Here is a 26,990-nt window from a genome sequence, read left to right as displayed (position 1 = left end):
ATGATCCTGCTGCTGTCGACGTCCGACACCGACCTGCTGAGCGCCCGCGCCGCCGAGGGGCCGGTCCGCTACCGCCTCGGCAACCCGGCCCGGCTGGCGGCCGAGGAGCTGCCCGCCCTGCTGGAGGGCACCGAGCTGGTCGTGGTCCGCCTGCTCGGCGGCCGCCGCGCCTGGCAGGAGGGCCTGGACGCGCTGCTCGCCGGGCCCCGCCCGGTGGTCGTGCTGACCGGCGAACAGGCCCCCGACGCCCAGCTGATGGAGCTGTCCACCGTCCCGGCCGGCATCGCCGCCGAGGCGCACGCCTACCTGGCGCACGGCGGCGCGGCCAACCTCGCCGAACTCGGCGCCTTCCTCTCCGACACCGTGCTGCTCACCGGCCACGGCTTCGCCCCGCCCGCCTCCGCCCCCGCCTGGGGCCCGCTGGAGCGCGAGGCCCGGACCTCCGAGGGCCCGACCGTCGCGGTGCTCTACTACCGCGCCCACCACATGAGCGGCAACACCGCCTTCGTGGAGACCCTCTGCCGGGCCGTCGAGGACCAGGGCGCGCAGGCCCGCGCGTACTACTGCGCCTCGCTGCGCGGCGCCGAGCCGGAGCTGCTGGCCGCCCTCGGCGAGGCCGACGCGCTCGTCACCACCGTGCTCGCCGCCGGCGGCACCCGCCCGGCCGACGCACAGGCCGGCGGCGACGAGGAGGCCTGGGACGCCGGCGCGCTGGCCGCGCTGGACCGGCCGATCCTCCAGGCGCTCTGCCTGACCTGGTCGCGCGCCCAGTGGGAGGCCAGCGACGACGGCCTGTCCCCGCTGGACACCGCCACCCAGATCGCGGTGCCCGAGTTCGACGGCCGGCTGATCACCGTCCCGTTCTCCTTCAAGGAGCTGGACGAGGACGGCCTGACCGTCTACGCCGCCGACGAGGAGCGCGCCGCCCGGGTCGCCGGCGTCGCCGTCGCGCACGCCCGGCTGCGGCACGTCCCGGCCGCCGAGCGCCGCCTCGCGCTGGTGCTGTCCGCGTACCCGACCAAGCACGCCCGGGTCGGCAACGCCGTCGGCCTGGACACCCCGGCCAGCGCGATCCGGCTGCTGACCGCGCTGCGCGCCGAGGGCATGGACCTCGGAACCGACCTGCCCGGTCTGGACACGGACACGGACGACGGCCACGAGGGCGACGCCCTGATCCACGCCCTGATCGCGGCCGGCGGCTACGACCAGGACTGGCTCACCGAGGAGCAGCTGGCCCGCAACCCGGTGCGCATCCCGGCCGCGGACTACCGCCGCTGGTACACCGGCCTGCCCGAGGGCCTGCGCGCCCGGGTCGAGGAGCACTGGGGCCCGGCCCCCGGCGAGCTGTACGTCGACCGCTCGCAGAACCCGGACGGCGACATCGTGCTCGCCGCGATCCGCTCCGGGAACCTGCTGGTGCTCATCCAGCCGCCGCGCGGCTTCGGCGAGAACCCGGTCGCGATCTACCACGACCCCGACCTCCCGCCGTCCCACCACTACCTGGCCGCCTACCGCTGGATCGCGGCCGCCGAGGCCGACGGCGGCTTCGGCGCGCACGCCGTGGTCCACCTCGGCAAGCACGGCAACCTGGAGTGGCTGCCCGGCAAGACCGCCGCGCTGTCCGCCGACTGCGGCCCGGACGCCGTGCTCGGCGACCTGCCGCTGGTCTACCCGTTCCTGGTCAACGACCCGGGCGAGGGCACCCAGGCCAAGCGCCGCGCCCACGCCACCCTGGTCGACCACCTGGTGCCGCCGATGGCCCGCGCCGACTCCTACGGCGACATCGCCCGCCTGGAGCAGCTGCTCGACGAGCACTCCAACATCGCCGCGATGGACCCGGCCAAGCTGCCCGCGATCCGCGCCCAGATCTGGACCCTGATCCAGGCCGCCAAGCTCGACCACGACCTCGGCCTGGACGAGCGCCCCGAGGACGACGGCTTCGACGACTTCCTGCTGCACGTCGACGGCTGGCTCTGCGAGATCAAGGACGCCCAGATCCGCGACGGCCTGCACGTCCTCGGCCAGGCGCCGGCCGGCACCGACCGGGTCAACATCGTGCTCGCCATCCTGCGCGCCCGGCAGATCTGGGGCGGCGTCAGCGCCCTGCCCGGCCTGCGCGAGGCGCTCGGCCTGGACGAGGCCGCGCTCACCCTGGGCGCCACCGACGCGGCCGAGGCCAGGGCCCGCGAGCTGGTCGAGGCGATGGAGGCCGCCGACTGGGCGCCGGAGGCGGTGGAGAAGGTCGCCGCCGGGTACCCGGAGGCCGTCCGCGAGGTCCTGGACTTCGCCGCCGGCCAGGTCGTGCCGCGACTGGCCGCCACCACCGGGGAGCTGGACGCCGTGCTGCACGCGCTGCGCGGCGGCTTCGTCCCGGCCGGCCCGTCCGGCTCGCCGCTGCGCGGGCTGGTCAACGTGCTGCCGACCGGCCGCAACTTCTACTCCGTCGACCCCAAGGCGGTGCCCAGCAAGCTCGCCTGGGAGACCGGCCAGGCGCTCGCCGCCTCGCTGATCGAGCGCTACCGGGCCGACAACGACGGCGTCTACCCGCCGTCGGTGGGCCTGTCGCTCTGGGGCACCAGCGCGATGCGCACCGCCGGCGACGACATCGCCGAGGCGTTCGCGCTGCTCGGCGTCCGCCCGGTCTGGGACGACGCCTCCCGCCGGGTCACCGGCCTGGAGGCGATCGGCCTGGAGGAGCTGGGCCGCCCGAGGATCGACGTCACGCTGCGCATCTCCGGCTTCTTCCGGGACGCCTTCCCGCACGTGGTCGCGCTGCTCGACGACGCCGTCCGGCTGGCCGCCGCCCAGGAGGAGGCCGAGGCCGACAACTACGTGCGCGCCCACGTCCAGGCCGACCTGGCCGTGCACGGCGACGAGCGCAAGGCCACCGTGCGCGTCTTCGGCTCCCGCCCCGGCACCTACGGCGCGGGCCTGCTGCAGCTGATCGACAGCCGCGACTGGCGCACCGACGCCGACCTCGCCGAGGTCTACACGGTCTGGGGCGGCTACGCCTACGGGCGCGGGCTGGACGGGCGGCCGGCCCGCGAGGAGATGGAGACCGCGTACAAGCGGATCACCGTCGCCGCGAAGAACACCGACACCCGCGAGCACGACATCGCCGACTCGGACGACTACTTCCAGTACCACGGCGGCATGGTGGCCACCGTGCGGGCGCTCACCGGCAAGGCGCCGACCGCCTACATCGGCGACTCGACCCGCCCCGAGACGGTCCGCACCCGCACCCTGACCGAGGAGGCGGCCCGGGTGTTCCGCGCCCGGGTGGTCAACCCGCGCTGGATCGAGGCGATGCGGCGGCACGGCTACAAGGGCGCGTTCGAGATGGCCGCGACCGTCGACTACCTCTTCGGGTACGACGCCACGACCGGCGTGGTCGCGGACTGGATGTACGAGAAGCTCACCCAGGAGTACGTGCTGGACCCGGTCAACCGGGAGTTCCTGGCCGGCGCCAACCCGTGGGCGCTGCACGGCATCAGCGAGCGGCTGCTGGAGGCGGCGAGCCGCGGGCTGTGGGAGCGGCCGGACCCGGAGCTGATCGAGCAGCTGCAGGCCGCGTTCCTGGAGACCGAGGGCGACCTGGAGGGCGACGGGGAGTAACCCGTGCCGATGGCGTAGGCCGTTCGGGTGAACACGGGGCTGGTGACGGGCCCGCGCCGAGCGGACAATACGGGTCATGCCGCGCCCTCCCCTGCTCACCGGCCCCGACGGCCCCTCCGGCCCCGCCACCGCGGCGGCCGCCCGGCCCACCGACCGCCCCGGCCGGGCCGCCGCCCGGTACCGGCCCCGGCTGGCGGCGCTCGCCGCCGGGGCCCTGCCGGTGCTCGCCTTCCCCGCGCCCGGGGTGGCGGCGCTCGCCTGGGTCGCGCTCGTCCCCGGCCTGCTGCTGATGCAGCGGGCCCCGGGGGCGCGCGAGGCGGCGGTGCGCGGCTGGTGGTTCGGCGCCGGGTTCATCCTGACCGGGATGTCCTGGCTGCTGTCCTCCGTCGGGCCCGCGCTGCCGCTGATCGCGGTGGTGTTCGGGTCGCTCCAGGCCGGGGTGGGCGCCGCCGTGTGGCGGCTGCTGCGCCCGCCGCTGACGGTCCGCCGGGCGCTGCTCGCGCCGCCGGTGGTCGCCGCGGTCTGGCTGACCACCGAGTACGCCCGCTCCTGGCCCGCGCTGGGCGGGCCGTGGGCGCTGCTGGGGGCGACCCAGTGGCAGCACCCGGCCGTGCTGGCGCTGGCCTCGGCCGGCGGGATCTGGCTGGTCAGCGCCGCCGTGGTGGCGGTCAACACCGCCGTGCTGGTGGTGCTCACCGCCGTCGACCCGCGCCCGCGGGCGGCGGCCGCGCTGCTCGCCGTCGGCGCCCTGGTGGCCGGGCCGCTGCTGTTCGCGCTGCGGCCGGCGCCGCCGGCCGCCCCCGGAGGGGCCGAGGAGGTGCGGATCGCGCTGGTCCAGCCGGGGATCGTGGACGATCCGCAGGCCCGCTTCGAGGCGAGTGCCCGCGCCACCGCCGCACTGGTCGGGCAGCCCCCGGTGGACCTGGTGGTCTGGGGCGAGTCCAGCACCACCGCCGACCTCGACCGCGATCCGGCGGCGCTCGGGCGGCTGCGGGCGCTGTCCGCCGCGACCGGCGCCGAGCTCATGGCGGGCGAGGACGCGCGCAAGGCCGACGGGCGGATCTCCAAGGACGCGGTGCTGGTCTCGCCGGACGGCGTGGTCGACCGCTACCGGAAGATCCGGCTGGTGCCGTTCGGCGAGTACATCCCGCTGCGGCCGGTGCTCGGCTGGGTCGCCGGGGTCAGCCGTGCGGCGGGCGAGAACCGGGCGCCCGGCAGCGGCCAGCACCTGCTGCCGGCGGTGGACCGCTCGGGGCGCGAGCTGCCGGTCGCGGCGCTGATCTGCTTCGAGTCGGCGTTCCCCGACATGGCGCGGACGGCGGCCCGGGGCGGTGCCCGGGTGCTGGTCTACCAGGCGTCGACCTCGACCTTCCAGCGGAGCTGGGCGCCCGAGCAGCACGTCTCACTGGCCGCGATCCGGGCCGCCGAGACCGGCCGGCCGGCCGTGCAGGCCTCGCTCACCGGGGTGTCGGCCGCCTTCGACGCGCAGGGCCGGGAGCTGGCCCGGCTGAGCACGGACGACACCGGCGCGCTGGTGGTCGGGCTGCCGCTGACCGCGCCGGGCACCTCCACCTGGTACACCCGGGCGGGTGATGTGGTGCCGATGGCGGCCGTGCTGGTGACGGCGGTCGCGGCGGCGGTCGCGGTGCGCAGGCGTCAGCCCGCGCCCCTGGTCTCCGAGCGGTGGTAGAGGCCGAACGCCGCGCCCAGAGGGTCGCGCAGCACCGCGATCCGCAGACCGCCGCCGGGCACGTCGACGGGCGCCATCAGCACGCCCGCGCCGAGGTTGCCGGCCCGGGCCGCCGAGCCGTCCACGTCGGCGGCCGAGAAGTACGGCAGCCAGTGCGGCGGCACCTGCGGCGGGAAGTTCTCGCCCATGGTCAGCATGCCGCCGAAGTCGCCGTCGGCCAGGCCCCACTGGGTGTACTGCTCGGACGGGCTCACCCGCCAGCCGAACACCGCCGGGTAGAAGGCGCGGGCGGCGTCCGGCTCCCGGGTGAGCAGTTCCACCCAGCCGAGCGCGCCGGGCGCGTTGAGCACCTCGGCGCCGCGCAGCCGGCCGGGCTGCCAGAGGCCGAACACCGCGCCGGACGGGTCGGCCGCGATCGCGAACCGGCCGTAGTCCAGCGCGTCCGTCGGCCGGACGACCAGGCTCCCGCCCGCCCCGGTGACCCGGCGGGCGGCGGCGTCGGCGTCCTCGGCCAGGAAGGAGACGCTCCAGGCGGTCGGCTGGCCCTCGCCGTAGAGCGGGGTCACCGAGGCGGCGATCCGGCCGCCCAGCCGCATGAAGGTGTAGCCGCCGGCCTCCGGGCGCTCGTCGGTCTCCGGCTGCCAGCCGAACAGTTCGCCGTAGAACCGCCGGGCCGCCTGCGGGTCGGCGCTGCCGTGCTCGACCCAGCACGGGCCGCCGGTGGTGACGGTCTGCTGCTTCATCGCGGGCCTCCGCTCAGCCGATGTCCAGGACGACCTTGCCGCGCGCGTGCCCCGACTCGACGAGCGCGACCGCCTCGTCGGCGCGGGACAGCGGGTAGCGGCTGACGATGTGCGGGTCCAGCTCGCCCGCGGCCACCAGTTCGGCCAGCGCGGCGAGCGTCCCGGGGCTGGTGGACCGGGTGATGTAGCGGCCGCCGAGCTCCTCCGCGGTGGTCGGGTCGGAGGTGGACACCAGCCGGGAGCGGTCCTCCAGGGTCGCCGCGGCGGCCCGGGCGTCGTCGCCGCCGACCAGGTCGAGGATGCCGTCCACGCCGTCCGGCGCGGCCGCCCGGATCCGGTCGGCGACGCCCTCGCCGTAGCGCAGCTGCACCGCGCCCAGCGACTCGACGTACGCCCGGTTGGCGTCGCCCGCCGTGCCGATGACGCGGATGCCGCGGCTGCGGGCGATCTGGGCGGCCATGCCGCCGACGCCGCCGGCGATGCCGAGGATCAGCAGGGTCTGCCCGGCGCCCACGCCGACGTCGCGGACCGCGTCGTCGGCGGTCGCGGCCGCCACCGGCAGGGTGGCGGCCTGGTCGAAGCCGACCTTGGCCGGCTTCACCGCGCTGGACGCGGCGGCCAGCAGCGTCTGCTCGGCGAACGCGCCGGCCGCCGTGATCCCGAAGACCTCGTCGCCCGGGGTGAACCCGGTGACGCCGGGGCCGACCCGTTCGACCACGCCGGCCGCCTCGGACCCCATCACGGCGGGCAGCTCGCGCACCTGGCCGAGCCAGCCCCGGCGGACCTTCCAGTCGACCGGGTTCACCCCGGCGGCCCGGACGGCGATCGCCAGCTGGCCCAGCCCGGGCTCCAGCACCGGCCGGTCCAGGAACTCCTGCTTCTCCGGTCCGCCGTAGTCGACGAACCCGAACGCCTTGGCCATCCCCGCTCCACTCTCCGCTCGACGGCCCCCGCCCCAGCATGGGGGCGGGGGCCGTCCGGGGGCGGCTCGTGCTGGGCCATCCGGGCGCGGGCGATCGGCGGCCGCCCGCCCGGAGCCGGTATCCGGTGCCCGCTCCGGTCGGGTGGCCGCCGGCGAGCCACCGGGCCGCCGGGCCGCCGAAAGGCCGCCACCTCCCTGGCCGGCGCCGTCGCGGCCGGTCGGGGAGGTGGCACGGCGCGGCTCGGCCGCCCGGTGTCGGATCAGATCAGGCCCTGGGCCAGCATGGCGTCCGCCACCAGCTCGAAGCCGGCGATGTTGGCGCCCAGCACGTAGTCCCCGGGGCGGCCGTACTTCTCCGCCGTGGTGTAGCAGGCGGTGTGGATGTTCCGCATGATCCCGGCCAGCCGCTCCTCGGTCCGCTCGAAGGACCAGACGTCGCGCGAGGCGTTCTGCTGCATCTCCAGCGCGCTGGTGGCGACGCCGCCCGCGTTGGCCGCCTTGCCCGGGCCGAAGGCCACCCCGGCCTCCAGGAAGACCCGGACCGCCTCCGGCGTGGTCGGCATGTTGGCGCCCTCGGCGACGGCGCGCACGCCGCCCCGGACCAGCGCCAGCGCGTCCGCCTCGTCCAGCTCGTTCTGGGTCGCGCAGGGCAGCGCCACGTCCACCGGGACGCTCCACACGCCGGTGCCCTCCTGGTAGCGGACGTGGCCGCCGCGCAGCCGCGCGTACTCGGTGAGCCGGCCGCGCCGGACCTCCTTGACCTCCTTCAGCAGGGCGAGGTCGATGCCCTTCTCGTCCACCACGAAGCCGGTGGAGTCGGAGGCCGTGATCACGGTCGCGCCGAGCTGCTGGGCCTTCTCGATCGCGTACACCGCGACGTTGCCGGAGCCGGAGACGGAGACCCGCAGGCCGTCCAGCTCCTCGCCGCGGGCGCGCAGCATCTCCTGGGTGAACAGCACGCAGCCGTAGCCGGTGGCCTCGGTGCGGGCCTGCGAGCCGCCCCAGCCGATGCCCTTGCCGGTCAGCACGCCCGACTCGTAGCGGTTGGTGATCCGCTTGTACTGGCCGAACAGGTAGCCGATCTCCCGGCCGCCGACGCCGATGTCCCCGGCCGGGACGTCGGTGTGCTCGCCCAGGTGGCGGTACAGCTCGGTCATGAAGGACTGGCAGAAGCGCATGACCTCGGCGTCCGAGCGGCCCTTGGGGTCGAAGTCGGAGCCGCCCTTGCCGCCGCCGATGGCCAGGCCGGTCAGCGCGTTCTTGAAGATCTGCTCGAAGCCCAGGAACTTCACGATCCCGAGGTTCACCGAGGGGTGGAAGCGCAGGCCGCCCTTGTAGGGGCCGAGCACGCTGCTGAACTCGACCCGGAAGCCGCGGTTCACGTGGATCCGGCCCTGGTCGTCGGTCCACGGCACGCGGAAGATCACCTGGCGCTCGGGCTCGACGATCCGCTCGACGATCCGGGCGTCCGCCAGCTCGGGGCGGCGCTCCAGGACCGGGCCGAGGGTCTCCACGACCTCGTGCACCGCCTGGTGGAACTCGGGCTCGCCGGGGTTGCGGCGGAGCACCTCGGCGTAGAGCGACTCAATGGCGGGGTTCCCGGCGTCGTGGGACGCAGCGGGCACGGGGGTAGCCGACATCTCTGAGGACCTTCCATGGTCTGAATCGACAGACAGGGCGCCTCCCCCGTCATCCCGGAGGGGGAGAGCACCGGCGGTCCCCTCGCCATTGAGGGCGTCACGGCGCACGAACACCGGCGCGGCAACTCCTGGACCGCTCGCGCGGGCACAGTCTCTCACTGCCACCCCCCGTTTGTCCGCCCCTATCCCCCCGGACCTCCTCCGGCAACCCGTTCGTGAGCTGCACCGACCCTTCGTCGACCTCCTATGTTGTTCAAATTGGAACTACCTAGTACCGTCGACCGTCGACAGCCGAGTACCACCGGAACCCTCCGTCACGAAAGGCCCGGCCATGCCGCAGGTGCAGCAGAACGATTCCCCGCAGGCCGACGGCGCCGCGCGGGTCCGGTCGCGGGTCCGGATCCCGCTGGTCTTCCCGGACGGGTACCGGGCCGAGGCGCAGGTGTCCACCTTCCACGGGCTGGCGGACGGGGCGGAGCACCTCGCGCTGGCGCTCGGCACGGTGCCCGAGGGCGCCGTGCCACTGGTGCGGCTGCACTCGGAGTGCCTGACCGGCGACGTGTTCGGCTCCGCCCGGTGCGACTGCGGCCCGCAGCTGCGCGAGGCCGTCGAGCGGATCGCCACCGCCGGCGGGTACCTGCTGTACCTGCGTCAGGAGGGGCGCGGCATCGGGCTGTACAACAAGCTGGACGCCTACGCCCTGCAGGACTCCGGGCTCGACACCTACGACGCCAACACCGCGCTCGGCCTGCCCGAGGACGGCCGCGACTACACCGCCGCCGCCCAGATGCTCGGCGCGCTCGGCGTCGACGGGATCGCCGGGATCGACCTGCTGAGCAACAATCCGGACAAGGACGCCCAGTTGGGCGCCCTGGGCGTCACGGTGCGCCGCCGGGTGCCCACCGGTGTGCACGTCTCCGAGAGCAACGTCCGCTACCTGCGGGCCAAGGCGGAGCGGACCGGGCACTCGATCGAGCTGTCCCGGCTGGTGGGCTGAGCCGGTCGCCGGTCGCCGGTCGAGCGTCCGCTCGGCCGCTCAGCCGACGACCGGCCAGTCGGCGACCGGGCGGCCCTGCGGCTCCTCGGCGATCCGGCGGGCGATCTCGGACGGCCGCACCGGGCGGCCGAAGTGCCAGCCCTGCGCCCAGTCGCAGCCGAGCACCCGCAGCCGCTCGGCGTCCCGGCCGGTCTCCACGCCCTCGGCGGTGACGGTCAGACCGAGGGCGTGCGCCATCGAGACCAGTCCGCTGACGATCCGCCAGCCGGTCTCCTCGTCCTTGGCCGGGTCGTGCAGGTCGCCGACGAAGGAGCCGGCGATCTTCAGCCCGGAGACCGGCAGGTCGCGCAGGTAGGCGAGGTTGGACCAGCCGGTGCCGAAGTCGTCGACGGCGAGCGAGACGCCGAGGCCGACCAGGCCGTGCAGGGTGCGCAACGCCTCGTCCTCCGGGCCGACCACGGTGGACTCGGTGATCTCCAGCTGGAGCCGGGCCGGGTCGAGGCCGGTGGTGTCGAGGATCCGGCCGAGGTCTCCGACCAGGGCGGCGCTGCGGGCCTGCCGGACCGCCAGGTTGACGTTGAGCTGGGGCGCGGCGTCGCCGAACCGCTTGATCCAGTCGGCGGCCTGGCCGCAGGCCTGCTCCAGCACCCAGCGGCCGAGCGGCATGATCAGCCCGGTCTCCTCGGCGGTGGTGACGAACTCGTCCGGGCCGAGCACGCCGAGCTGCGGGTGGCGCCAGCGCACCAGCGCCTCGACGGCGGCGAGCCGGCCGTCGGCCAGCGCGTAGAGCGGCTGGTAGTCGATGAAGAACTCGCCGCGGTCGAGGGCGGCGGGCATCCGCACCGAGACCGCGTAGCGGGAGACGGCGCGGGCGTTCTCCTTGGGGTCGAAGAGCGTCCAGCGGCCCCGGCCGGCCTCCTTGGCGCGGTAGAGCGTGAGGTCGGCGGCGCGCACGGCGGCGCCGGGGGTGGTGGTGGAGACCCGTCGTTCCAGGACGCCGACGCTGGCGCCGACGGCCAGCTTGTGGTCGCCGATCAGGACCGGGCCGGCGAGCGACTTCAGCACCGTCCTGGCGGCGGCGACGGCCTCCTGCTCGCCGCGGCTGTTCTCCAGCAGGACGACGAACTCGTCGCCGCCGAGCCGGGCGACCAGGTGCCCGAGCGGGCCGAGGGCGGCCTTCAGCCGGGCCGCGACGGCGCACAGCAGCTGGTCGCCGGTGTCGTGGCCGAGGCTGTCGTTGACCACCTTGAAGCCGTCGAGGTCGACGTAGCAGAGGCCGAACCGGGCGCCCGGGTCCGGGTCCTCGAAGAGCTTCTCCAGCCGTTCGAAGAACGCGGCCCGGTTGGGCAGGCCGGTCAGCGGGTCGTGGGTGGCCTGGTGGCGCAGCCGCTCCTGGAGCCGGTAGCGGTCGGAGACGTCCTCCAGCATGGCGACCTGGTACTGCGGCAGGCCGTCGTCGTCGCGGATCAGCGAGACCGTCAGGTGGGTCCAGACGATCTCGCCGTCCTGGCGGTAGTACGGCTTGTCGAACTGGAAGTAGTCGCGCTTGCCGCTGATCAGCTCCTCGTAGGCCTCCCAGACGCCGTCGGTGTCCTCGGGGTGGACGAGGTCGCCCACCCGGCGGCCGATCATGTCGTCCGGGCCGGCGCCGAAGAGCTCCTGGAGGGCCTTGTTGACGGCCAGGATGTTGCCGTCGGTGTCGCCGATGCCGATGCCGATGGCGGCGCTCTCGAACAGGGCGCGGAACCGGGCCTCGGAGGCCCGCAGCGCCCGCTCGGCCTCCTTGCGGGCGACGTCGGCGGCGGTGCGGATGGCCTCCTGCTCGCGCAGGGTGCGCTCGCGCAGCGCGGCCGCCCAGCCGGCCGCGAAGGCGCCGCTCAGGGCGGGGCCGCGGCCGTCCGCGGCGGGGTGGCGCTGGAGCAGTTCGACCGCCCGGGCGAGCACCACCGGGTCGGTGTACTGGGCGTCGACCAGTTCGGCGCCGGCCGCGGCGGCCAGCTGCGGCTCGAAGGGGTGGTCCAGCTGGGCGCGGTGGAGCAGCCCGGCGGTCCGGGAGACGAGCCGGTCGAGCAGGCCGGGGTGGACCGCCGTGCCGTGGTCACCGGAGAGCAGCCGCGCCCAGTCCTCGTGGAACCGCTCGGCGCCGCTGCCCGATTCCGGTGCCTCCGTCACTGACGGAGCCCCACGCCCGCCACCCCGGTCATCCGCTCGGGGTGCTCGCCGACCGCCTCGGGCTGGTCCGGGCGCCACTGCGGCAGGTAGACGACGCCGGGCTCGACCAGCTCGAAGCCCTCGAACATCGCGGTGATCTGCTCATGGGTGCGCATGGTCAGCGGGGTGGGCGTCATCCGGTACAGCCGCTGGTGGTCCTCGGCCTGGTCGGGGCGGCCCTCCAGGGAGGCGTGCGAGAGGACGAGGGCGCTGCCGGGCGGGAGGGCGTCGCGGATCACCGCGATCAGCTTCCACGGGTCCTCGGCGTCCTGGACGAAGTGCATGACGGCGACCAGCAGGACGGCCACCGGCTCGCCGGCGGCGAGCAGCGCGGTCACCTCGGGGCGGGACATGAGGTCCTCGACGTCCCGTACGTCCGCCTGGACGACGGAGCTGCCCGGGTCGTCCTCCAGCAGCAGGCGGCTGTGGGCGACGGCGACCGGGTCGCGGTCCACGTAGACGACCTGCGCCCCGGGGCGGATCGCGCGGGCGATCTCGTGGACGGCGCCGAAGGTCGGGATGCCGGAGCCGATGTCGAGGAAGCGCCCGATGCCGCGCTCGGCGGCGAACTGGACGGCGCGGCGCAGGAAGGCCCGGTTGGAGCGCATGATCTGCGGCAGCTCGGGCCACAGCTCGATGGCCTTGCGGGCCATCTCCCGGTCGACCTCGAAGTTGTGCGAGCCCCCGAGGTAGTAGTCGTAGACCCGTGCGGCGTTCGGTTTGTCCAGGTCCGTGCCCTCCGGTACCCAGTTCGGTTGCCGCATCCTCGGGTCTCCTTCGCTCCGGTGCCGGTGGCCGCTGCCAGCGATGTGGCAGCTGTGACTGATGAGACTACAAGCACAAAAGATCCTCCCCTGCACGCCGAACGCGTGCAAGCGGAGTGCCGCCCTCCTCCCGGTGCCGCGCCGGGCGCCTTCGAGGAGCGCCGCTACAGTGCCCCCGTGGACCCCAACCACTACCGGTTCCGCGGGGTGTGGCGGCTCGCCGCACCGCCGGCGGCGGTGTACGCGGCGCTCGCCGACGTCGCCGGCTACCCGCGCTGGTGGCCGGAGATCCGCGCGGTGCGGGAGACCGGGCCGCGGCGCGGCGAGGTGCTGGTGCGCGCGCTGCTCCCCTACCACCTGGTCATCGGGCTCACCGCCGTCCGGCAGGACCCGGCCGCCGGGGTGCTGGAGGCGGCCATGCACGGGGACCTCACCGGCTGGTCCCGCTGGACCGTCACCGCGGACGGCGCGGGCGGCGCCCTGGCCCTGTTCGAGGAGGACACCCGCCCGGCCAAACCGCTGCTGCGCCGCCTCGCGCTGCCCGCCCGGCCGCTGTTCCGGGCCAACCACGCGGTGATGATGCGGCGCGGCCGGCGCGGCCTGGCGGCGCACCTGGCCGCCCGCCCCGCGCCGGGCGGCTGAACCGTCCGCCCCCGCGCCTCCCGGTGCGCCGGGCGCCCCGGAACGGCCGACGCCGACCCCCGCCCCACCCGCCGTTCACCCGTTCGCTCCGCCCCTTCCCGCCGCGATCCGCCTCCTCCGAATGTTTGTCCGGCGGCCCCGCATGGTCCGGGGCAGACTGGGCAGGGTAGTCCGGGCCGCACCCGTGCCCCGAGGATGGTGAGTCCGGTGATACCGCTCCGCCCGCCCAACCCGACCGACCGCACGAGCCCGCAACCGCCCCCCGATTCGGTGACGCCGCTCACCGAATCGGCCGCACGCAGCCACGTGGCGGGCGTCTGCTTCAAGATCGGACCGCCCCGGCTGGTGGGCGTCGAGGTCGAATGGTTCGTCCACGACGACCGATGTCCCGACCGACCGATCGCCCCGGAACGGCTGCACGCCGCGCTGGACGCACTTCCGCTCGGCGGCCCCGACGGGACCTCGCTCCCGTCCGGCTCCCGCCTCACCCTCGAACCCGGCGGGCAGGTCGAGCTCAGCTCCCCGCCCGCCGACGGCCTCACCGCCTGCGTCGCCGACACCCGGCGCGACCTCGGAGCCCTGCGGGCCGCCTTCGCCGCCCAGGGCCTGCGCCTCACCGGCACCGGCACCGATCCGCTGGACCGCCCCCGCCCGATGGTCCTGGACCATCCGCGCTACCTCGCGATGGAGCGCCACTTCGACGCGGCGGGCCCCTGGGGCCGGATCATGATGACCGACACCGCCTCCCTCCAGGTCTGCCTGGACGCCGGGGCCGCGGACGGGCCGCACGCCTTCGAGCGCCGCTGGCGGCTCGCCCACCGGCTCGGCCCGGTGCTGGTCGCCGCGTTCGCCAACTCGCCGCTGCTGGACGGGCGCCCCACCGGGTACCGGTCCACCCGGCAGACCGTCTGGTCCCGGATGGACCCCACCCGCACCCTCGCCCCCGCGCCCGACCACGGCGACCCGCGCGAGTCCTGGGCCGGGTACGTGCTGGACGCCGAGGTGCTCTGCGTGCGCCGCCACGACGACGCGCCGTGGACCGCGCCGCGCGGGCTGACCTTCCGCGACTGGCTGCGCGGCGCCGGCGAGCGCCCGCCCACCCTGGCCGACCTCGACTACCACCGCACCACGCTCTTCCCGCCGGTGCGCCCGCGCGGCCACCTGGAGCTGCGGATGATCGACGCCCAGCCGGGCGACGGCTGGATCGTGCCGACCGCCCTGGTCACCGCGCTGCTGGACGACCCCGTCGCCACGGACGCCGCGTTCGCCGCCCTGGAGCCGCTGGGTCCGTCCCCGGGCGAGGAGGACCCGCGGCCGCCGCGCAGCGGCCTCTGGCGCCGGGCCGCCGGCCTCGCCACGGCCGACCCCGCGCTGCGCCGCGCCGCCCTCGCCTGCTTCGCCGCCGCCGACGCCGCCCTGGGCCGCCTGCCCGACGCCGAGCGGCTGCGCGCCACCGTCGCCGCCTTCGCCGAGCGCTACCCGGCGCGCGGCCGCTGCCCGGCCGACGACCAGCTGGACGCCCTGCGCGCCGGCACCCGACGCACTCCCCCGGAGGAGGCCGCACCATGATCGACGACGCCCGCGAGACCGGGACCGCCCGCCAGGACGGCGGTGCTCCCCCGTCGGCCGCTCCCCCGGCGGGCGCCCCCGCGCCGGCCGCCCCCGCACTGGACGCCCTCGCGCCGGAGGTGCTGCGCGAGACCATCGCCGTCGAGCTGCTGGCCGCCCGCGCCCGCACCGCCGCGCTCACCGACTGCGTCGACGAGCGCGACCTCACCGCCCAGCACTCCCCGCTGATGTCCCCGCTGGTCTGGGACCTCGCGCACATCGGCAACCAGGAGGAGCTCTGGCTGCTGCGCAACGTCGGCGGCCGGGACCCGATGCACCCGGAGATCGACCCGCTCTACGACGCCTTCGAGCACCCGCGCGCCGCGCGGCCGAGCCTGCCGCTGCTGCCGCCCGCCGAGGCCCGGGCGTACGCGGGCGAGGTCCGCGGCCGGGTGCTCGACCTGCTCGCCGCCAGCCCGCTGGAAGGCCCGCCGCTGCTGACCGCCGGGTTCGCCTTCGGCATGATCGCCCAGCACGAACAGCAGCACGACGAAACGATGCTGATCACCCATCAGCTCCGCAGGGGCGAGCCCGTGCTGGCCGCTCCCCCGCCGCCGCCCGCCCCGGCGGACGCCGCCGCGCTTCCCGCCGAGGTGCTGATCCCGGCCGGCCGGTTCACCATGGGCACCGACACCGAGCCGTGGGCGCTGGACAACGAGCGCCCCGCCCACCGCGTCCACCTGCCCGCCTACCGGCTGGACACCACCCCGGTCACCAACGCCGCCTACCTGCGCTTCATCGAGGACGGCGGCTACGACGAGCCGCGCTGGTGGACTCCCGAGGGCTGGGCGCACCGGCAGCAGGCCTCGCTGAGCGCACCGCTGTTCTGGCAGCGCGCGGACGGCGGCTGGCTGCGCCGCCGGTTCGGCGTGCTGGAGCCCGTACCGCTGGACGAGCCGGTGCTGCACGTCAGCTGGTACGAGGCGGACGCCTACGCCCGCTGGGCCGGGCGCCGACTGCCGACCGAGGCCGAATGGGAGAAGGCCGCCCGGCACGACCCGGCCACCGGCCGCTCCCGGCGCTACCCGTGGGGCGACGGCGCGCCCGGCCCCGAGCACGCCAACCTGGGCCAGCGGCACCTGCGCCCGGCCCCGGCCGGCAGCTACCCGGAGGGGCAGTCGCCCTACGGCGTACGGCAGTTGATGGGCGACGTGTGGGAGTGGACGGCCAGCGACCTCCAGCCCTACCCGGGCTTCCGGGCCTGGCCCTACCGGGAGTACTCCGAGGTGTTCTTCGGCCCGGAGTACAAGGTGCTGCGCGGCGGCTGCTTCGCGGTGGCGCCGGTCGCCTGCCGGGGCACCTTCCGCAACTGGGACTACCCGGTGCGCCGGCAGATCTTCTCCGGGTTCCGCACCGCCGCCGACGTCGACCCCGACGACGGCGGGCGGCCCGACGCCCGCGCGGAGGCCGGCTGATGTGCCGCCACCTCGCCTACCTCGGCGAGCCGGTCGCGCCCCGGACCCTGCTGGTGGAGCCGCCGTCCGGGCTCCACCGGCAGTCCTGGGCGCCGCGCCTGCAGCAGTACGGCACCGTCAACGCGGACGGCTTCGGCCTCGGCTGGTACGCGGACGGCGACGAGGTACCCGCCCGCTACCGGCGGGCCGGGCCGATCTGGGCGGACGCCGCGTTCGCCGATCTCGCCCGGGTCCTGCGCACCCGGGCGCTGCTGGCGGCGGTCCGCTCGGCCACCGAGGGCTGTGCGGCGGGCGAGGAGGCGGCCGCGCCGTTCGCCGCCGGACGCTGGCTGTTCAGCCACAACGGGGCGCTGGCCGGCTGGCCGGAGCGGACCGGCGCGCTCGCCGCGCTGCTGCCGCCGCAGGAACTGCTCGACCTGGTCGCGCGCACCGACTCGGCCCTGCTGTGGGCGCTCGCACTGCACCGGCTGCGCGCCGGCGCCGGCCTCGGCGAGGCGCTGGCCGACACCGTCGCGGAGGCCGCCGCCCACACCACCGGGCGGATCAACCTGCTGCTCACCGACGGCCGGGAGATCGCCGCCACCGCCTGGGGCGACACCCTGCACCACCGGACGGTGCCCGGGCTCGGCGTGCTGGTCGCCTCCGAGCCCTCCGACGACCATCCCGACTGGACGGCCGTGCCGGACCGGTCGCTGCTGCTGGCCGGACCGGACGGGGTGACCGTCAAACCGCTCTGACCGCGACGGTCCCGCCGCGGCGGGTCCGCGGCGGGACCGCCATCGACTCGCGGTTTCCGTCTCTTCACTTCCTGAACGCCTGAACAGAGGATCGACCTGTCATGAGCACCTTTGATCTCACCCGGCTGCTGCCCGCCGACCACTTCAGCACCGCCCTGCGGCACGACGTCCGGACCGGGCTGACCTCCGAGCCGAAGACGCTGCCGCCCAAGTGGTTCTACGACGCGCGGGGCAGCGAGCTGTTCGAGGAGATCACCCGGCTGCCGGAGTACTACCCGACCCGGGCCGAGCGCGCGATCCTCACCGCCCGGGCCGGCAAGATCGCCGCCGCCACCCGGGCCCGCACCCTGGTCGAGCTCGGCTCCGGCTCCTCGGAGAAGACCCGGCTGCTGCTGGACGCGCTGCGCGGCCTCGGCACCCTGGAGGCGTACGTCCCGGTGGACGTCAGCGAGAGCGCGCTGACCGCGGCCGGCAAGGCGCTCGCCGCCGAGTACCCGGGCCTCGCGGTGCACGGCCTGCTGGCCGACTTCACCGACCGCCTCGACCTGCCGCAGGCCGGCGGGCCGCGCCTGGTCGCCTTCCTCGGCGGCACCCTCGGCAACCTGCTGCCGCCCGAGCGGGCCGCCTTCCTGCGCGGGCTGCGCGCCGCGCTCGACCCGGGCGACTTCCTGCTGCTCGGCACCGACCTGGTGAAGGATCCGGCGACGCTGGTCGCCGCCTACGACGACGCGGCCGGGGTGACCGCGGAGTTCAACCGCAACGTGCTCAACGTGCTGAACCGCGAGCTGGGCTCCGACTTCGAGCCGGAGGCGTTCGCCCACGTCGCGCACTGGGACCCCGAGCAGGAGTGGATCGAGATGCGGCTGCGCTCGCTGGCCTCGCAGACCGTGAAGATCCCGGCGCTGGACCTGCCGGTGCACTTCGCCGAGGGCGAGGAGCTGCGCACCGAGGTGTCGGCGAAGTTCCGCCGGGAGCGGGTCGCCGAGGAGCTGGCGGCGGCCGGACTGCGGCTCGCGGCCTGGTGGACCGACGAGCCCGGGAGGTTCGGGCTCTCGCTGGCCCAGCCGGTGGCCGACTCCGGCGGGAGCGCTATTTGATCGTTCACTTTACTAATTTCAAACGGGCCTTGATGGCTATCCCATGTACAACACTTGAACATTGAGGGGTTACGATCGCGGCACCGAACTCAGCGTTGAGTACCAGGAGTCAAGATCGTGAGCGTCACCCAGCAGTCCGCGGAGCCCTCCGGGCCCCCGGAGGCGGAGACCGGGCCGGCCCCGTCCGGCCGGCTCGGCTTCGTCGTCTTCATCACCGCCGCCGCGGCCCTCGGCGGCTTCCTGTTCGGCTACGACAGCTCCGTCATCAACGGCGCGGTCTCCGGAATCCAGGAGAAGTTCGGTGTCGGCGACGGCGTGACCGGTCTGATCGTCTCCTCCGCGCTGCTGGGTTCGGCGGTGGGCGCCGCCCTGGCCGGCCGGTTCGCCGACCGCTACGGCCGGACCACCGTGATGAAGGCCGGCGCGCTGCTCTTCGCGGTGAGCGCGATCGGCTCGATGCTGCCGTTCTCCGCCTGGGACCTCGCCCTGTGGCGGGTCCTCGGCGGAGCGGCCATCGGCATCGCCTCGGTGATCGCCCCGACCTACATCGCCGAGGTCGCCCCGGCCCGCTACCGCGGCCGGCTCGCCTCCTTCCAGCAGGCCGCCATCGTGCTCGGCATCGCGATCTCCCAGCTGGTGAACTGGATGCTGGCGAACGCCGCCGGCGGCGAGACCCGCGGCCACCTGCTCGGCCTGGAGGCCTGGCAGTGGATGCTCGGCATCTGCGTCGTCCCCGCCGCCGTCTACTTCGTGCTCGCCTCGACCATTCCCGAGTCGCCGCGCTTCCTCATCTCCGCCGGCCGCCTGGAGGAGGCCCGCGCCGTCCTCGCCGACGTCGAGGGCCGGGAGGTCGACGCCGACGCCCGGATCGCCGAGATCCGGGGCCTGATCGCCTCCGACCATCGCCCGCGCTTCCGCGACCTGCTCGGCGGGCGCTTCGGCCTGCTGCCGATCGTCTGGGCCGGCGTCGGCCTGTCGGTCTTCCAGCAGTTGGTCGGCATCAACGTGATCTTCTACTACTCGTCGATCCTCTGGCAGTCGGTGGGCATCGACCAGTCCAACTCGCTGCTGATCGGCTTCATCGGCTCGGTCATCAACATCCTCGGCACCGTGATCGCGATCCTGCTGGTCGACCGGATCGGCCGCAAGCCGCTGGCGCTCATCGGCTCGGCGGGCATGGCCGTCGCCCTCGGCGCCTGCGCCTGGGCGTTCTCCTCCGCCACCGGCAGCGGCGACGACGTCACCCTGCCCGACCTCCAGGGCACCGTGGCGCTGATCTCCGCCAACGCCTTCGTGCTGTTCTTCGCGCTCTCCTGGGGCGTGGTGGTCTGGGTGATGCTCGGCGAGATGTTCCCCAACCGGATCCGCGCCGCGGCGCTCTCGCTGGCCGCCTCCGCGCAGTGGATCGCCAACTGGGCGATCACCGTCTCGTTCCCGGCGCTCTCCCGCTGGAACCTCTCGGCCACCTACCTCGCGTACGCGGTGTTCGCGGCGCTGTCGGTGGTCTTCGTGGCGCGCTTCCTCAAGGAGACCAAGGGCGTCCGCCTGGAGGACATGGGCTGACCGCCGCCCTCGGCGGCCCCGGCCCCTGGCGCCCGGCCCCCGCACCCTAGCGCGAAGACGCCGGGGGCGGGGGCCGAATCGTTCACTCCCTGCGATGCCGCGCGCACCTCCGGTATCCCTGTCCGGCAGGAGGGATGTCCTTGATCTTCGACCGGCTTCGCACCCGCAGCGGCAACCGGAGCGGTGAGCGCGGCACACGCCGCCCCGCCGCCGCACCCGGCGGCGCCTGCCCCTACTCGCACGCCCACGTCCACGGCCACCTGGTCCCGGAGGAGCCCCCGGAGCCCGCCGCCGAACCGCCGTTCACCGACCGGCCGTTCACCGACCGACCGTTCACCGACCCGCAGCAGGCCGCCGACTTCATCCGGCGGTTCCACGCCGAGCAACCCGCCGCCGGCGACCCGCAGGCCCGCATCCGCGCCGTCCTCGACGAGATCGACCGCACCGGAACCTACGAGCACACCCCCGACGAACTCGCCCACGGCGCCAGGCTCGCCTGGCGCAACGCCGCCCGCTGCATCGGCCGGCTCTACTGGCGCAGCCTGGTGGTGCGCGACCTGCGCCACCTGTCCTCCGCCGACGACCTCGCCACCGAGTGCTTCACCCACCTGCGCACCGCCACCAACGGCGGCCGGATCCGCCCGGTGATCTCGGTGTTCGCCCCCGACCGGCCCGGCCGTCCGGCCGCCCGGATCCTCAACCAGCAGCTCGTCCGCTACGCCGGCCACCCCGGCCCCGACGGCCGGTGGACCGGCGACCCGGCCGGCGGGCAGCTCGCCGCCCGGGCCCGGGACCTCGGCTGGAAGGGCGGCGAGGAGCGGTTCGAGGTGCTGCCGCTGCTCGTCCAGGAGCGGCCCGGCGAACGGCCCGCCTGGTACGAGCTGCCCGAGGACACCACGCTGGAGGTCCCGCTCTCCCACCCCGGGCACCCGTGGTTCGCCGAGCTGGACCTGCGCTGGTACGCGGTGCCGGCGATCAGCGACCAGACGCTGGAGATCGGCGGCGTGCGCTACCCCGCCGCGCCGTTCAACGGCTGGTACATGGGCACCGAGATCGGCGCCCGCAACCTCGCCGACGCCGACCGCTACGACATGCTGCCCACCGTCGCCGCACGGCTCGGCCTGGACACCTCCAGCGACCGCACGCTCTGGCGGGACCGCGCGCTGGTGGAGCTGAACGTCGCCGTGCTGCACTCCTTCCAGGAGGCCGGGGTGACCATGTCCGACCACCACACCGAGTCCGAGCGGTTCCTGCGGCACGTGGCACGGGAGAAGCGGGCCGGCCGGCCGACGCCCGCCGACTGGAGCTGGATCGTGCCGCCGGTCTCCGGCGGACTGACCCCCGTCTACCACCGGTACTACGACCCGGTGGACCCCGCGCTGCGCCCGGCGTTCGTGGCCCGCGAGCCCTGGTGAGCCCGGTCTCCCCGGTCTCCCCGGTGGTCCTGGTGACGCCGGCGGCCCTGGCGCTCCGGAAGCTCCAGCCGCTCGAAGCGCAGCACCAGTCCGTCGAGGAGCGCCTCCAGCCCCGTTTCGAAGGCGCCCTCGTCGACGGCCGCGCGGTGCTCGGCCAGCCGGTGTGCCTCGCCGAGGTGCGGGTAGTCGGCCGCGTCGTACACCCCGGCGTCCTCCGGAAAGCCGGCCGCGAAGGAGGCCAGCGCCGAGCCGGTGACGAAGTAGCGCATCAGCGCACCGATCCTGGTCGCCTGCCCGCGCGGCCAGCCGGCCTCCACCAGGTGGCCGAAGACGGCGTCGGCCAGCCTCAGCGCGTTCGGCCGGCGCCCGGGGCCCTGGGCGAGCACCGGAACGATGTGGGGGTGGGCGGCGAGCGCGGCGCGGTAGGAGCGGGCCCAGTCGCGCAGCGCCTGCGGCCAGGGCGCGCCGGCGGCGAACATCGACAGGTCGACCTCGCCCATCACACCGTCCACCACCGCGTCCAGCAACTCGTCCTTGGTGGCGAAGTGGTTGTAGAGGGACGGCCCGCTCACCGAGAGATCGGCGGCCAGCCGGCGGGTGGAGAGCGCGGCCAGCCCCTCCTCGTCGACCAGCCGCAGCGCGGCGGTGACGATGCGCTCGCGGCTGAGCAGGGGGGTGCGCGGGCGGGGCATCGGCGCGGCTCCTCCGGTCGGGTGGGGGTGGACCGATTCTGGCAGGTGCCCCTTCCCAGCACGGCCGGTCGGAGCTACAGTCCCCCCATAAAACTTGCAGCGCTAGTTTAACTGGGGGCGCCCGATGGACCTGGAACTCTCCGAGGAACAGGCCGCCGTCCGCGCACTCGCGGCCTCCTTCACCGACCGCGAGATCGTCCCGCACGCCACCGCCTGGGACCGCGCCGAGTCGGTCGACCGCACGATCGTCCGCCGGCTCGGCGAGGTCGGCTTCCTCGGCCTGACCGTCCCCGAGGAGTACGGCGGCAGCGGCGGCGACCACCTCGCCTACTGCCTGGTCCTGGAGGAGCTGGGCCGGGGCGACTCCGCCGTGCGCGGCATCGTCTCGGTCTCGCTCGGCCTGGTCGCCAAGTCCGTCAACGCCTTCGGCACCGAGGAGCAGAAGCGGCACTGGCTGCCCCGGCTCACCTCCGGCGAGGCGCTCGGCTGCTTCGCCCTCACCGAGCCCGGCACCGGCTCGGACGCCGCCAACCTCACCACCCGGGCCGTGCGCGACGGCGCCGACTGGCTGATCAGCGGCGGCAAGACCTTCATCACCAACGGCACCTGGGCCGACGTCGCGCTGGTCTTCGCCCGCACCGGCGAACCCGGCCACCGGGGCATCACCGCCTTCCTGGTGCCCACCGGCCTGCCCGGCTTCACCCGCACCGAGATCCACGGCAAGCTCGGCCTGCGCGGCCAGGCGACCGCCGAGCTCACCTTCGACGGCGTCCGCGTCCCCGACTCCGCCCGGCTCGGCGAGCTCGGCAAGGGCTTCACCGTCGCCATGGCCGCACTCGCCAAGGGCCGGATGTCGGTCGCCGCCGGCTGCGTCGGCATCGCCCGGGCCTGCCTGGACGCCGCCGTCCGGTACGCCGGCGAACGCGAGCAGTTCGGCGCGCCGATCGCCTCGCACCAGCTGGTCCAGCAGCTGCTCGCCGGGATCGCCGTGGACGTCGAGGCCGCCCGGCTGCTCACCTGGAAGGTCGCCGACCACATCGAGCGCGGCCTGCCGTTCGCCACCGAGTCCTCCGTCGCCAAGCTGTTCGCCAGCGAGGCGGCGGTGCGGGCCGCCAACAACGCCCTCCAGGTGTTCGGCGGCTACGGCTTCGTCGACGAGTACCCCGTCGGCAAGTACCTGCGCGACGCGCGGGTGATGACCCTCTACGAGGGCACCAGCCAGATCCACCAGCTGCTCATCGGGCGCGCGCTCACCGGCGTCAGCGCCTTCTGACCCACCGCCCCCCTCTCGACTAGGAGCCCGACGTCGTGCGTCCTGTCTACTTCGCCGCAGCCCGCCGCACACCCATCGGCCGACTGCGCGGAGCGCTCGCCACGGTCCGCCCCGACGACCTCTCGGCCACCGTGCTGCGCGCCCTGCTCGCCGACCTGCCCGCCCTCGACCCGGCCCGGATCGACGACGTCTACTGGGGCGCCGCCAACCAGGCCGGCGAGGACAACCGCAACGCCGCCCGGATGGCCGTCCTGCTCGCCGGACTGCCCGACAGCGTCCCCGGGGCCACCGTCAACCGGCTCTGCGCCTCCGGACTGGAGGCGGTCACCATGGCCGCCCGGGCGATCGGCTCCGGCGAGGCGGACGTCGTGCTCGCCGGCGGCTGCGAGTCGATGACCCGCGCCCCCTTCGTCCTCCCCCGCCCCGACGAGGCGCTGCCGCACCGGATCGAGACCTACGACACCCGGCTCGGCTGGCGGCTCACCCACCCGCGGATGGCCGAGCTGCACGGTGTGCTCTCGATGGGCGAGACCGCCGAGCAGGTGGCCGCCCGGTTCGGCATCACCCGGGAGCGCCAGGACGCCTTCGCGCTGCGCAGCCACCAGCGGGCCGCCGCCGCGCGCAAGGACGGCCGCTTCGACGCCGAGCTGATCCCGGTCGAGCGGGCCGACGGGGTGACCGTCGGCGAGGACGAGTCGATCCGCGAGGACACCAGCCTGGAGAAGCTGGCCCGGCTCAAGCCGGCCTTCCGCCCCGGCGGCACGGTGACGGCGGGCAACGCCTCGCCGATGAACGACGGCGCGGCCGGGCTGGTCCTGGTCAGCGAGGAGGCGCTCGGCGAGTTCGGCCTGGAGCCGCTCGGCCGGTACGTGGCCGGCGCCTCGGCGGGCGTGCATCCGGACGTGATGGGCATCGGGCCGGTGCCGGCCACCCGCAAGGTGCTCGCCCGGGCCGGCTGGTCGCTGGAGGAGGTCGAGGAGGCCGAGCTGAACGAGGCCTTCGCCGCCCAGGTGCTGGCCTCCGTCGACCAGTTGGGGATCGACCCGGAGCTGGTCAACCCGACCGGCGGAGCGATCGCGCTCGGCCACCCGCTCGGCGGCTCCGGTGCCCGGATCCTCACCACCCTGCTGCACCGGATGCGCCGTACCGGCGGGCGCCGCGGTCTGGCCACCATGTGCGTGGGTGTCGGCCAGGGCACGGCGGTGCTGGTGGAGTCCGCCTGACGGCTGACGGCTGACAACTGACAACTGACAGATATCAGATGACAGCTGACAGATTTCAGATGACAGATTCTGTCAGCTGTCAGCCGGACCTCTCCCCGAGGAGCAGCACCATGACGCGTTTCGCAGGCAAGGTCGCCGTCGTCACCGGCGGCGCGCAGGGCATCGGCGCGGCGACCGCGCGCCGGCTGGCCGAGGAGGGCGCGGCGGTGGCCGTGGTCGACCTCTCGGCCGAGCGGGCCGCCGGAACGGCCGCGGAGATCACCGCCAAGGGCGGCACCGCCCGGGCGTACGGCTGCGACGTGGCCGACTACGACGCCGTGGAGGAGGTGTTCGCACGGATCAACGAGGACTTCGGCGCCCTGCACATCCTGGTCAACAACGCCGGGATCACCCGGGACAACCTGTTCTTCAAGATGCCCAAGGCCGACTGGGACGCGGTGCTGACGGTCAACCTGACCAGTGCCTACAACTGCAGCCACGTGGCGCAGAAGTACATGGTGGCGCAGAAGTGGGGCAAGATCGTCTCGCTCAGCTCGCGCTCGGCGCTCGGCAACCGCGGCCAGGCGAACTACGCCGCCGCCAAGGCCGGCATCCAGGGCCTGACGGCCACCCTCGCCATCGAACTCGGCCCGTTCAACATCAACGTGAACGCGGTGGCCCCCGGTTACATCGCCACCGCGATGACCGCCGCGACGGCCGCCCGGGTCGGCGCCACAGCCGAGGACCACCAGACCGAGGTGGCCGCCCGCACCCCGCTGCGGCGGGTCGGGCAGCCGGAGGAGATCGCCTCGGTCGTCGCCTTCCTGGCGAGCGAGGACGCCTCGTACGTCAGCGGCCAGACGCTGTACGTCAACGGCGGGGCGCGCTGACACGCGCAATTTTGCTGACGGTCCATCAGGTGACCGTCCCTGGTGGTGGGTTACCTTCACCTGGGACGGTCTTGACCTTTTTCGGTGGCCGGAGGCGACCATGCCGACAGCATGAAATGACTATGGCATGATCATGCGGCACTCGATGGGATGGCCGGACCGACCCGTCCGATCCCGGCCGGGCCCAGCGTCCCTAGGAGTCCCATGGGCAGCCCCCGCACCCTCCGCCGCGCCCTGGCCCTGCTCGCCGTCGGGGCTACCGCCCTCGCGGCCGGCACCGTCTCCACCGGCTCCGGCGCGGCCACCACCGCGACCACCGCGCCGAGCGCCGCCGGCGTCCACGTTCGCCCCGCCTCGGCCGGCCGGGTGAACGCCGCCGGCCGCACGGCGCCGCTGACCACCTCCCAGTGCGTCAGCGAACTCGGCATCCACTGCTACTCCCCGCTCCAGTACCGCGAGGCCTACCACCTGAACCCCCTCTACCAGGAGGGCGTCACCGGCAAGGGCCGCACCATCGTCATCGTCGACTCCTTCGGCTCCCCCACCATCCAGCACGACCTGGAGGTCTTCGACAAGCAGTGGGGCCTGCCGGACACCCAGGTCGAGATCATGAAGTGGGGCAACGTCCCGCCGTTCGACCCCACCAACCCCGACCACACCGGCTGGGCGGGCGAGGCCACCCTCGACGTCGAGTACGCCCACGCCATCGCCCCGGACGCCCACATCATCCTGGTCGAGACCGGGGTCGCCGAGACCGAGGGCACCACCGGCCTGCCCGAGATGATGGACGCCGAGCAGGCCCTCATCCGCTCCGGCCGGGCCGACGTCATCTCGCAGAGCTTCGGCGCCACCGAGAACACCTTCCCCGGCTTCGACAAGGGCGACTTCCGCTCGCTGACCGACCTGCGCTACGCCTTCAAGGAGGCCGCCGCGCACGACGTCACCGTGCTCGCCTCCTCCGGCGACGCCGGCGCCACCGACTATCAGCAGAACGGCGCCGACCTCTACCCGTACCGGGTCAACTCCTGGCCCTCCTCCGACCCGCTGGTCACCTCCGTCGGCGGCACCCAGCTCACCCTGGACGACGCCGGCAAGCGCACCGCGCCCGACAAGGTCTGGCACGACGCGTACGGCGCGGGCGGCGGCGGGGAATCCGGCGTGTTCGAGCGGCCGCTGTACCAGGCGGGCGTCGCCAAGGTCACCGGCAACCACCGCGGCACCCCGGACATCAGCATGAGCGCGGCCGTCGACGGCGGCGCCTGGACCTACGAGTCCTACGACCCCACCCGGGTCGGCTGGCACCTCACCGGCGGCACCAGCGAGGCGGCGCCGATCTTCTCCGGCGTGGTCGCCCTCGCCGACCAGCTCGCCGGCCGTCGCCTCGGCCAGCTCAACTGGCGTCTCTACGGCCTCGATCTGCTCCCGCAGCAGTGGAGCGGCCTGGTCGACGTGACCACCGGCGACAATTCCTGGGACGGCGTCACCGGCTACCGGGCCACCAGGGGCTACGACCTCGCCAGCGGCCTCGGCACCATCGACGCCCACCGCTTCGTCCACGCCCTCGCCGGGCGGTAGGTCCCGGCGGAGCAGTGCAGAGGGCGGCCGTCCCCCGACGGGGGACGGCCGCTGCGCTTCCGTCAGATCGTCTGTGTGAACTCGACGAAGGAGCGCCAAGCGGCCGGAGAGAAGGCGAGCTTGGGGCCGGACTTGTCCTTAACCAGGCACCGCTAGGCTGCAGGCGAACGGTCGTGACGGAGCAGCGCCGTGGGGGGCCCGGGGGGTTGGGGGGGCCCCGGGGGGTACAGGGAGGGCGGGGGGTTGGGGGGGCGGGGTAGGGGGGGGTGGGGGGGCGGGGGGGGAAGGCCCGCCACCTC

General features: G+C 74.7%; 20 protein-coding genes. 14 read left to right on the top strand and 6 right to left on the bottom strand.

Going from position 1 to position 26,990, the window contains the following annotated elements; all coding sequences use genetic code 11:
- Both cobN and lnt read left to right on the top strand, forming a co-directional pair.
- Window positions 1-3,615, top strand: a complete 3,615-nt coding sequence (cobN, locus tag ACFVFS_RS10690) for a cobaltochelatase subunit CobN (RefSeq protein WP_380622417.1) — start codon at window positions 1-3, stop codon at window positions 3,613-3,615.
- Between the two features lie 76 nt (window positions 3,616-3,691).
- The gene (gene lnt / locus ACFVFS_RS10685; protein WP_380622415.1) at window positions 3,692-5,305 is read left to right on the top strand and encodes an apolipoprotein N-acyltransferase; all 1,614 of its coding nucleotides are present in this window, start codon (window positions 3,692-3,694) and stop codon (window positions 5,303-5,305) included.
- Here lnt and ACFVFS_RS10680 read toward each other — a convergent pair.
- From ACFVFS_RS10680 to gdhA, 3 genes are all read right to left on the bottom strand, one after another.
- The gene (locus ACFVFS_RS10680) at window positions 5,272-6,048 is read right to left on the bottom strand and encodes a VOC family protein (protein WP_380622413.1); all 777 of its coding nucleotides are present in this window, start codon (window positions 6,046-6,048) and stop codon (window positions 5,272-5,274) included. The genes lnt and ACFVFS_RS10680 overlap by 34 nt on opposite strands.
- A 13-nt stretch (window positions 6,049-6,061) precedes the next feature.
- Window positions 6,062-6,970 (bottom strand): NADP-dependent oxidoreductase, encoded by a 909-nt coding sequence (locus ACFVFS_RS10675; RefSeq protein ID WP_380622411.1) that lies wholly within the window; start codon window positions 6,968-6,970, stop codon window positions 6,062-6,064.
- A gap of 260 nt (window positions 6,971-7,230) precedes the next feature.
- Complete coding sequence (gene gdhA / locus ACFVFS_RS10670; protein ID WP_380622409.1) at window positions 7,231-8,610, bottom strand: NADP-specific glutamate dehydrogenase; 1,380 nt, start codon at window positions 8,608-8,610, stop codon at window positions 7,231-7,233.
- A gap of 331 nt (window positions 8,611-8,941) precedes the next feature.
- Here gdhA and ribA point away from each other — a divergent pair, with 331 nt between their 5' ends.
- Window positions 8,942-9,607 (top strand): GTP cyclohydrolase II, encoded by a 666-nt coding sequence (ribA, locus tag ACFVFS_RS10665; RefSeq protein ID WP_380622407.1) that lies wholly within the window; start codon window positions 8,942-8,944, stop codon window positions 9,605-9,607.
- A 39-nt stretch (window positions 9,608-9,646) separates the two neighbouring features.
- Here ribA and ACFVFS_RS10660 read toward each other — a convergent pair whose 3' ends face one another.
- The gene (locus tag ACFVFS_RS10660; RefSeq protein WP_380622405.1) at window positions 9,647-11,779 is read right to left on the bottom strand and encodes a putative bifunctional diguanylate cyclase/phosphodiesterase; all 2,133 of its coding nucleotides are present in this window, start codon (window positions 11,777-11,779) and stop codon (window positions 9,647-9,649) included.
- The gene (locus ACFVFS_RS10655) at window positions 11,776-12,582 is read right to left on the bottom strand and encodes an SAM-dependent methyltransferase (RefSeq protein ID WP_380622403.1); all 807 of its coding nucleotides are present in this window, start codon (window positions 12,580-12,582) and stop codon (window positions 11,776-11,778) included. Before ACFVFS_RS10655 ends, ACFVFS_RS10660 begins: the two co-directional genes overlap by 4 nt.
- Window positions 12,583-12,759: 177 nt before the next feature.
- Between ACFVFS_RS10655 and ACFVFS_RS10650 the strand changes: the two genes are divergently transcribed.
- The 7 genes from ACFVFS_RS10650 to ACFVFS_RS10620 all read left to right on the top strand — a co-directional run bounded on the left by ACFVFS_RS10650 (window position 12,760) and on the right by ACFVFS_RS10620 (window position 21,059).
- Window positions 12,760-13,224, top strand: a complete 465-nt coding sequence (locus tag ACFVFS_RS10650) for an SRPBCC family protein (RefSeq protein ID WP_380622401.1) — start codon at window positions 12,760-12,762, stop codon at window positions 13,222-13,224.
- 270 nt (window positions 13,225-13,494) lie between these two features.
- A complete protein-coding gene (egtA, locus tag ACFVFS_RS10645) occupies window positions 13,495-14,793 on the top strand; it encodes an ergothioneine biosynthesis glutamate--cysteine ligase EgtA (protein ID WP_380622399.1) in 1,299 nt (432 codons plus the stop codon).
- Entirely contained in the window at window positions 14,790-16,247 is a 1,458-nt protein-coding gene (gene egtB / locus ACFVFS_RS10640) for an ergothioneine biosynthesis protein EgtB (protein ID WP_380622397.1), read from the top strand. The genes egtA and egtB overlap by 4 nt, the downstream gene beginning before the upstream one ends.
- Complete coding sequence (gene egtC / locus ACFVFS_RS10635) at window positions 16,247-16,984, top strand: ergothioneine biosynthesis protein EgtC (RefSeq protein ID WP_380622394.1); 738 nt, start codon at window positions 16,247-16,249, stop codon at window positions 16,982-16,984. Before egtB ends, egtC begins: the two co-directional genes overlap by 1 nt.
- Before the next feature lie 101 nt (window positions 16,985-17,085).
- The gene (egtD, locus tag ACFVFS_RS10630; RefSeq protein WP_380622391.1) at window positions 17,086-18,081 is read left to right on the top strand and encodes an L-histidine N(alpha)-methyltransferase; all 996 of its coding nucleotides are present in this window, start codon (window positions 17,086-17,088) and stop codon (window positions 18,079-18,081) included.
- Between the two features lie 117 nt (window positions 18,082-18,198).
- On the top strand, window positions 18,199-19,644 hold the full coding sequence (locus tag ACFVFS_RS10625) for a sugar porter family MFS transporter (RefSeq protein WP_380622388.1): 1,446 nt from the start codon (window positions 18,199-18,201) through the stop codon (window positions 19,642-19,644).
- 134 nt (window positions 19,645-19,778) lie between these two features.
- On the top strand, window positions 19,779-21,059 hold the full coding sequence (locus ACFVFS_RS10620; protein WP_380622386.1) for a nitric oxide synthase oxygenase: 1,281 nt from the start codon (window positions 19,779-19,781) through the stop codon (window positions 21,057-21,059).
- Here the strand turns inward: ACFVFS_RS10620 and ACFVFS_RS10615 are convergent.
- The gene (locus ACFVFS_RS10615; RefSeq protein WP_380622383.1) at window positions 21,002-21,751 is read right to left on the bottom strand and encodes a TetR/AcrR family transcriptional regulator; all 750 of its coding nucleotides are present in this window, start codon (window positions 21,749-21,751) and stop codon (window positions 21,002-21,004) included. The genes ACFVFS_RS10620 and ACFVFS_RS10615 overlap by 58 nt on opposite strands.
- A 124-nt stretch (window positions 21,752-21,875) precedes the next feature.
- Between ACFVFS_RS10615 and ACFVFS_RS10610 the strand changes: the two genes are divergently transcribed.
- The 4 genes from ACFVFS_RS10610 (at window position 21,876) to ACFVFS_RS10595 (ending at window position 26,691) form a co-directional block, all read left to right on the top strand.
- Complete coding sequence (locus tag ACFVFS_RS10610; protein WP_380622381.1) at window positions 21,876-23,024, top strand: acyl-CoA dehydrogenase family protein; 1,149 nt, start codon at window positions 21,876-21,878, stop codon at window positions 23,022-23,024.
- 35 nt (window positions 23,025-23,059) lie between these two features.
- Complete coding sequence (locus tag ACFVFS_RS10605) at window positions 23,060-24,247, top strand: thiolase family protein (protein WP_380622379.1); 1,188 nt, start codon at window positions 23,060-23,062, stop codon at window positions 24,245-24,247.
- Between the two features lie 110 nt (window positions 24,248-24,357).
- Window positions 24,358-25,116 (top strand): 3-oxoacyl-ACP reductase FabG, encoded by a 759-nt coding sequence (gene fabG, locus ACFVFS_RS10600; protein WP_380622377.1) that lies wholly within the window; start codon window positions 24,358-24,360, stop codon window positions 25,114-25,116.
- A 204-nt stretch (window positions 25,117-25,320) separates the two neighbouring features.
- A complete protein-coding gene (locus tag ACFVFS_RS10595; protein ID WP_380622375.1) occupies window positions 25,321-26,691 on the top strand; it encodes a S8 family serine peptidase in 1,371 nt (456 codons plus the stop codon).
- The last annotated feature ends 299 nt before the right edge of the window (window positions 26,692-26,990 follow it).

Origin of the sequence: Kitasatospora sp. NPDC057692 (assembly GCF_042799475.1) — a bacterium.
Classification (GTDB): Bacteria; Actinomycetota; Actinomycetes; order Streptomycetales; family Streptomycetaceae; genus Kitasatospora.
This window is presented reverse-complemented; position numbering and strand designations above follow the sequence as displayed.

Excerpts from the sequence above, each read along its gene's own strand:
- cobN (WP_380622417.1), top strand. The coding sequence starts at position 1 with ATGATCCTGCTGCTGTCGACGTCCGACACCGACCTGCTGAGCGCCCGC.
- lnt (WP_380622415.1), top strand. The coding sequence starts at position 3,692 with ATGCCGCGCCCTCCCCTGCTCACCGGCCCCGACGGCCCCTCCGGCCCC.
- ACFVFS_RS10680 (WP_380622413.1), bottom strand. The coding sequence starts at position 6,048 with ATGAAGCAGCAGACCGTCACCACCGGCGGCCCGTGCTGGGTCGAGCAC.
- ACFVFS_RS10675 (WP_380622411.1), bottom strand. The coding sequence starts at position 6,970 with ATGGCCAAGGCGTTCGGGTTCGTCGACTACGGCGGACCGGAGAAGCAG.
- gdhA (WP_380622409.1), bottom strand. The coding sequence starts at position 8,610 with ATGTCGGCTACCCCCGTGCCCGCTGCGTCCCACGACGCCGGGAACCCC.
- ribA (WP_380622407.1), top strand. The coding sequence starts at position 8,942 with ATGCCGCAGGTGCAGCAGAACGATTCCCCGCAGGCCGACGGCGCCGCG.
- ACFVFS_RS10655 (WP_380622403.1), bottom strand. The coding sequence starts at position 12,582 with ATGCGGCAACCGAACTGGGTACCGGAGGGCACGGACCTGGACAAACCG.
- egtB (WP_380622397.1), top strand. The coding sequence starts at position 14,790 with ATGATCGACGACGCCCGCGAGACCGGGACCGCCCGCCAGGACGGCGGT.
- egtC (WP_380622394.1), top strand. The coding sequence starts at position 16,247 with ATGTGCCGCCACCTCGCCTACCTCGGCGAGCCGGTCGCGCCCCGGACC.
- egtD (WP_380622391.1), top strand. The coding sequence starts at position 17,086 with ATGAGCACCTTTGATCTCACCCGGCTGCTGCCCGCCGACCACTTCAGC.
- ACFVFS_RS10620 (WP_380622386.1), top strand. The coding sequence starts at position 19,779 with ATGTCCTTGATCTTCGACCGGCTTCGCACCCGCAGCGGCAACCGGAGC.
- ACFVFS_RS10615 (WP_380622383.1), bottom strand. The coding sequence starts at position 21,751 with ATGCCCCGCCCGCGCACCCCCCTGCTCAGCCGCGAGCGCATCGTCACC.
- ACFVFS_RS10610 (WP_380622381.1), top strand. The coding sequence starts at position 21,876 with ATGGACCTGGAACTCTCCGAGGAACAGGCCGCCGTCCGCGCACTCGCG.
- fabG (WP_380622377.1), top strand. The coding sequence starts at position 24,358 with ATGACGCGTTTCGCAGGCAAGGTCGCCGTCGTCACCGGCGGCGCGCAG.
- ACFVFS_RS10595 (WP_380622375.1), top strand. The coding sequence starts at position 25,321 with ATGGGCAGCCCCCGCACCCTCCGCCGCGCCCTGGCCCTGCTCGCCGTC.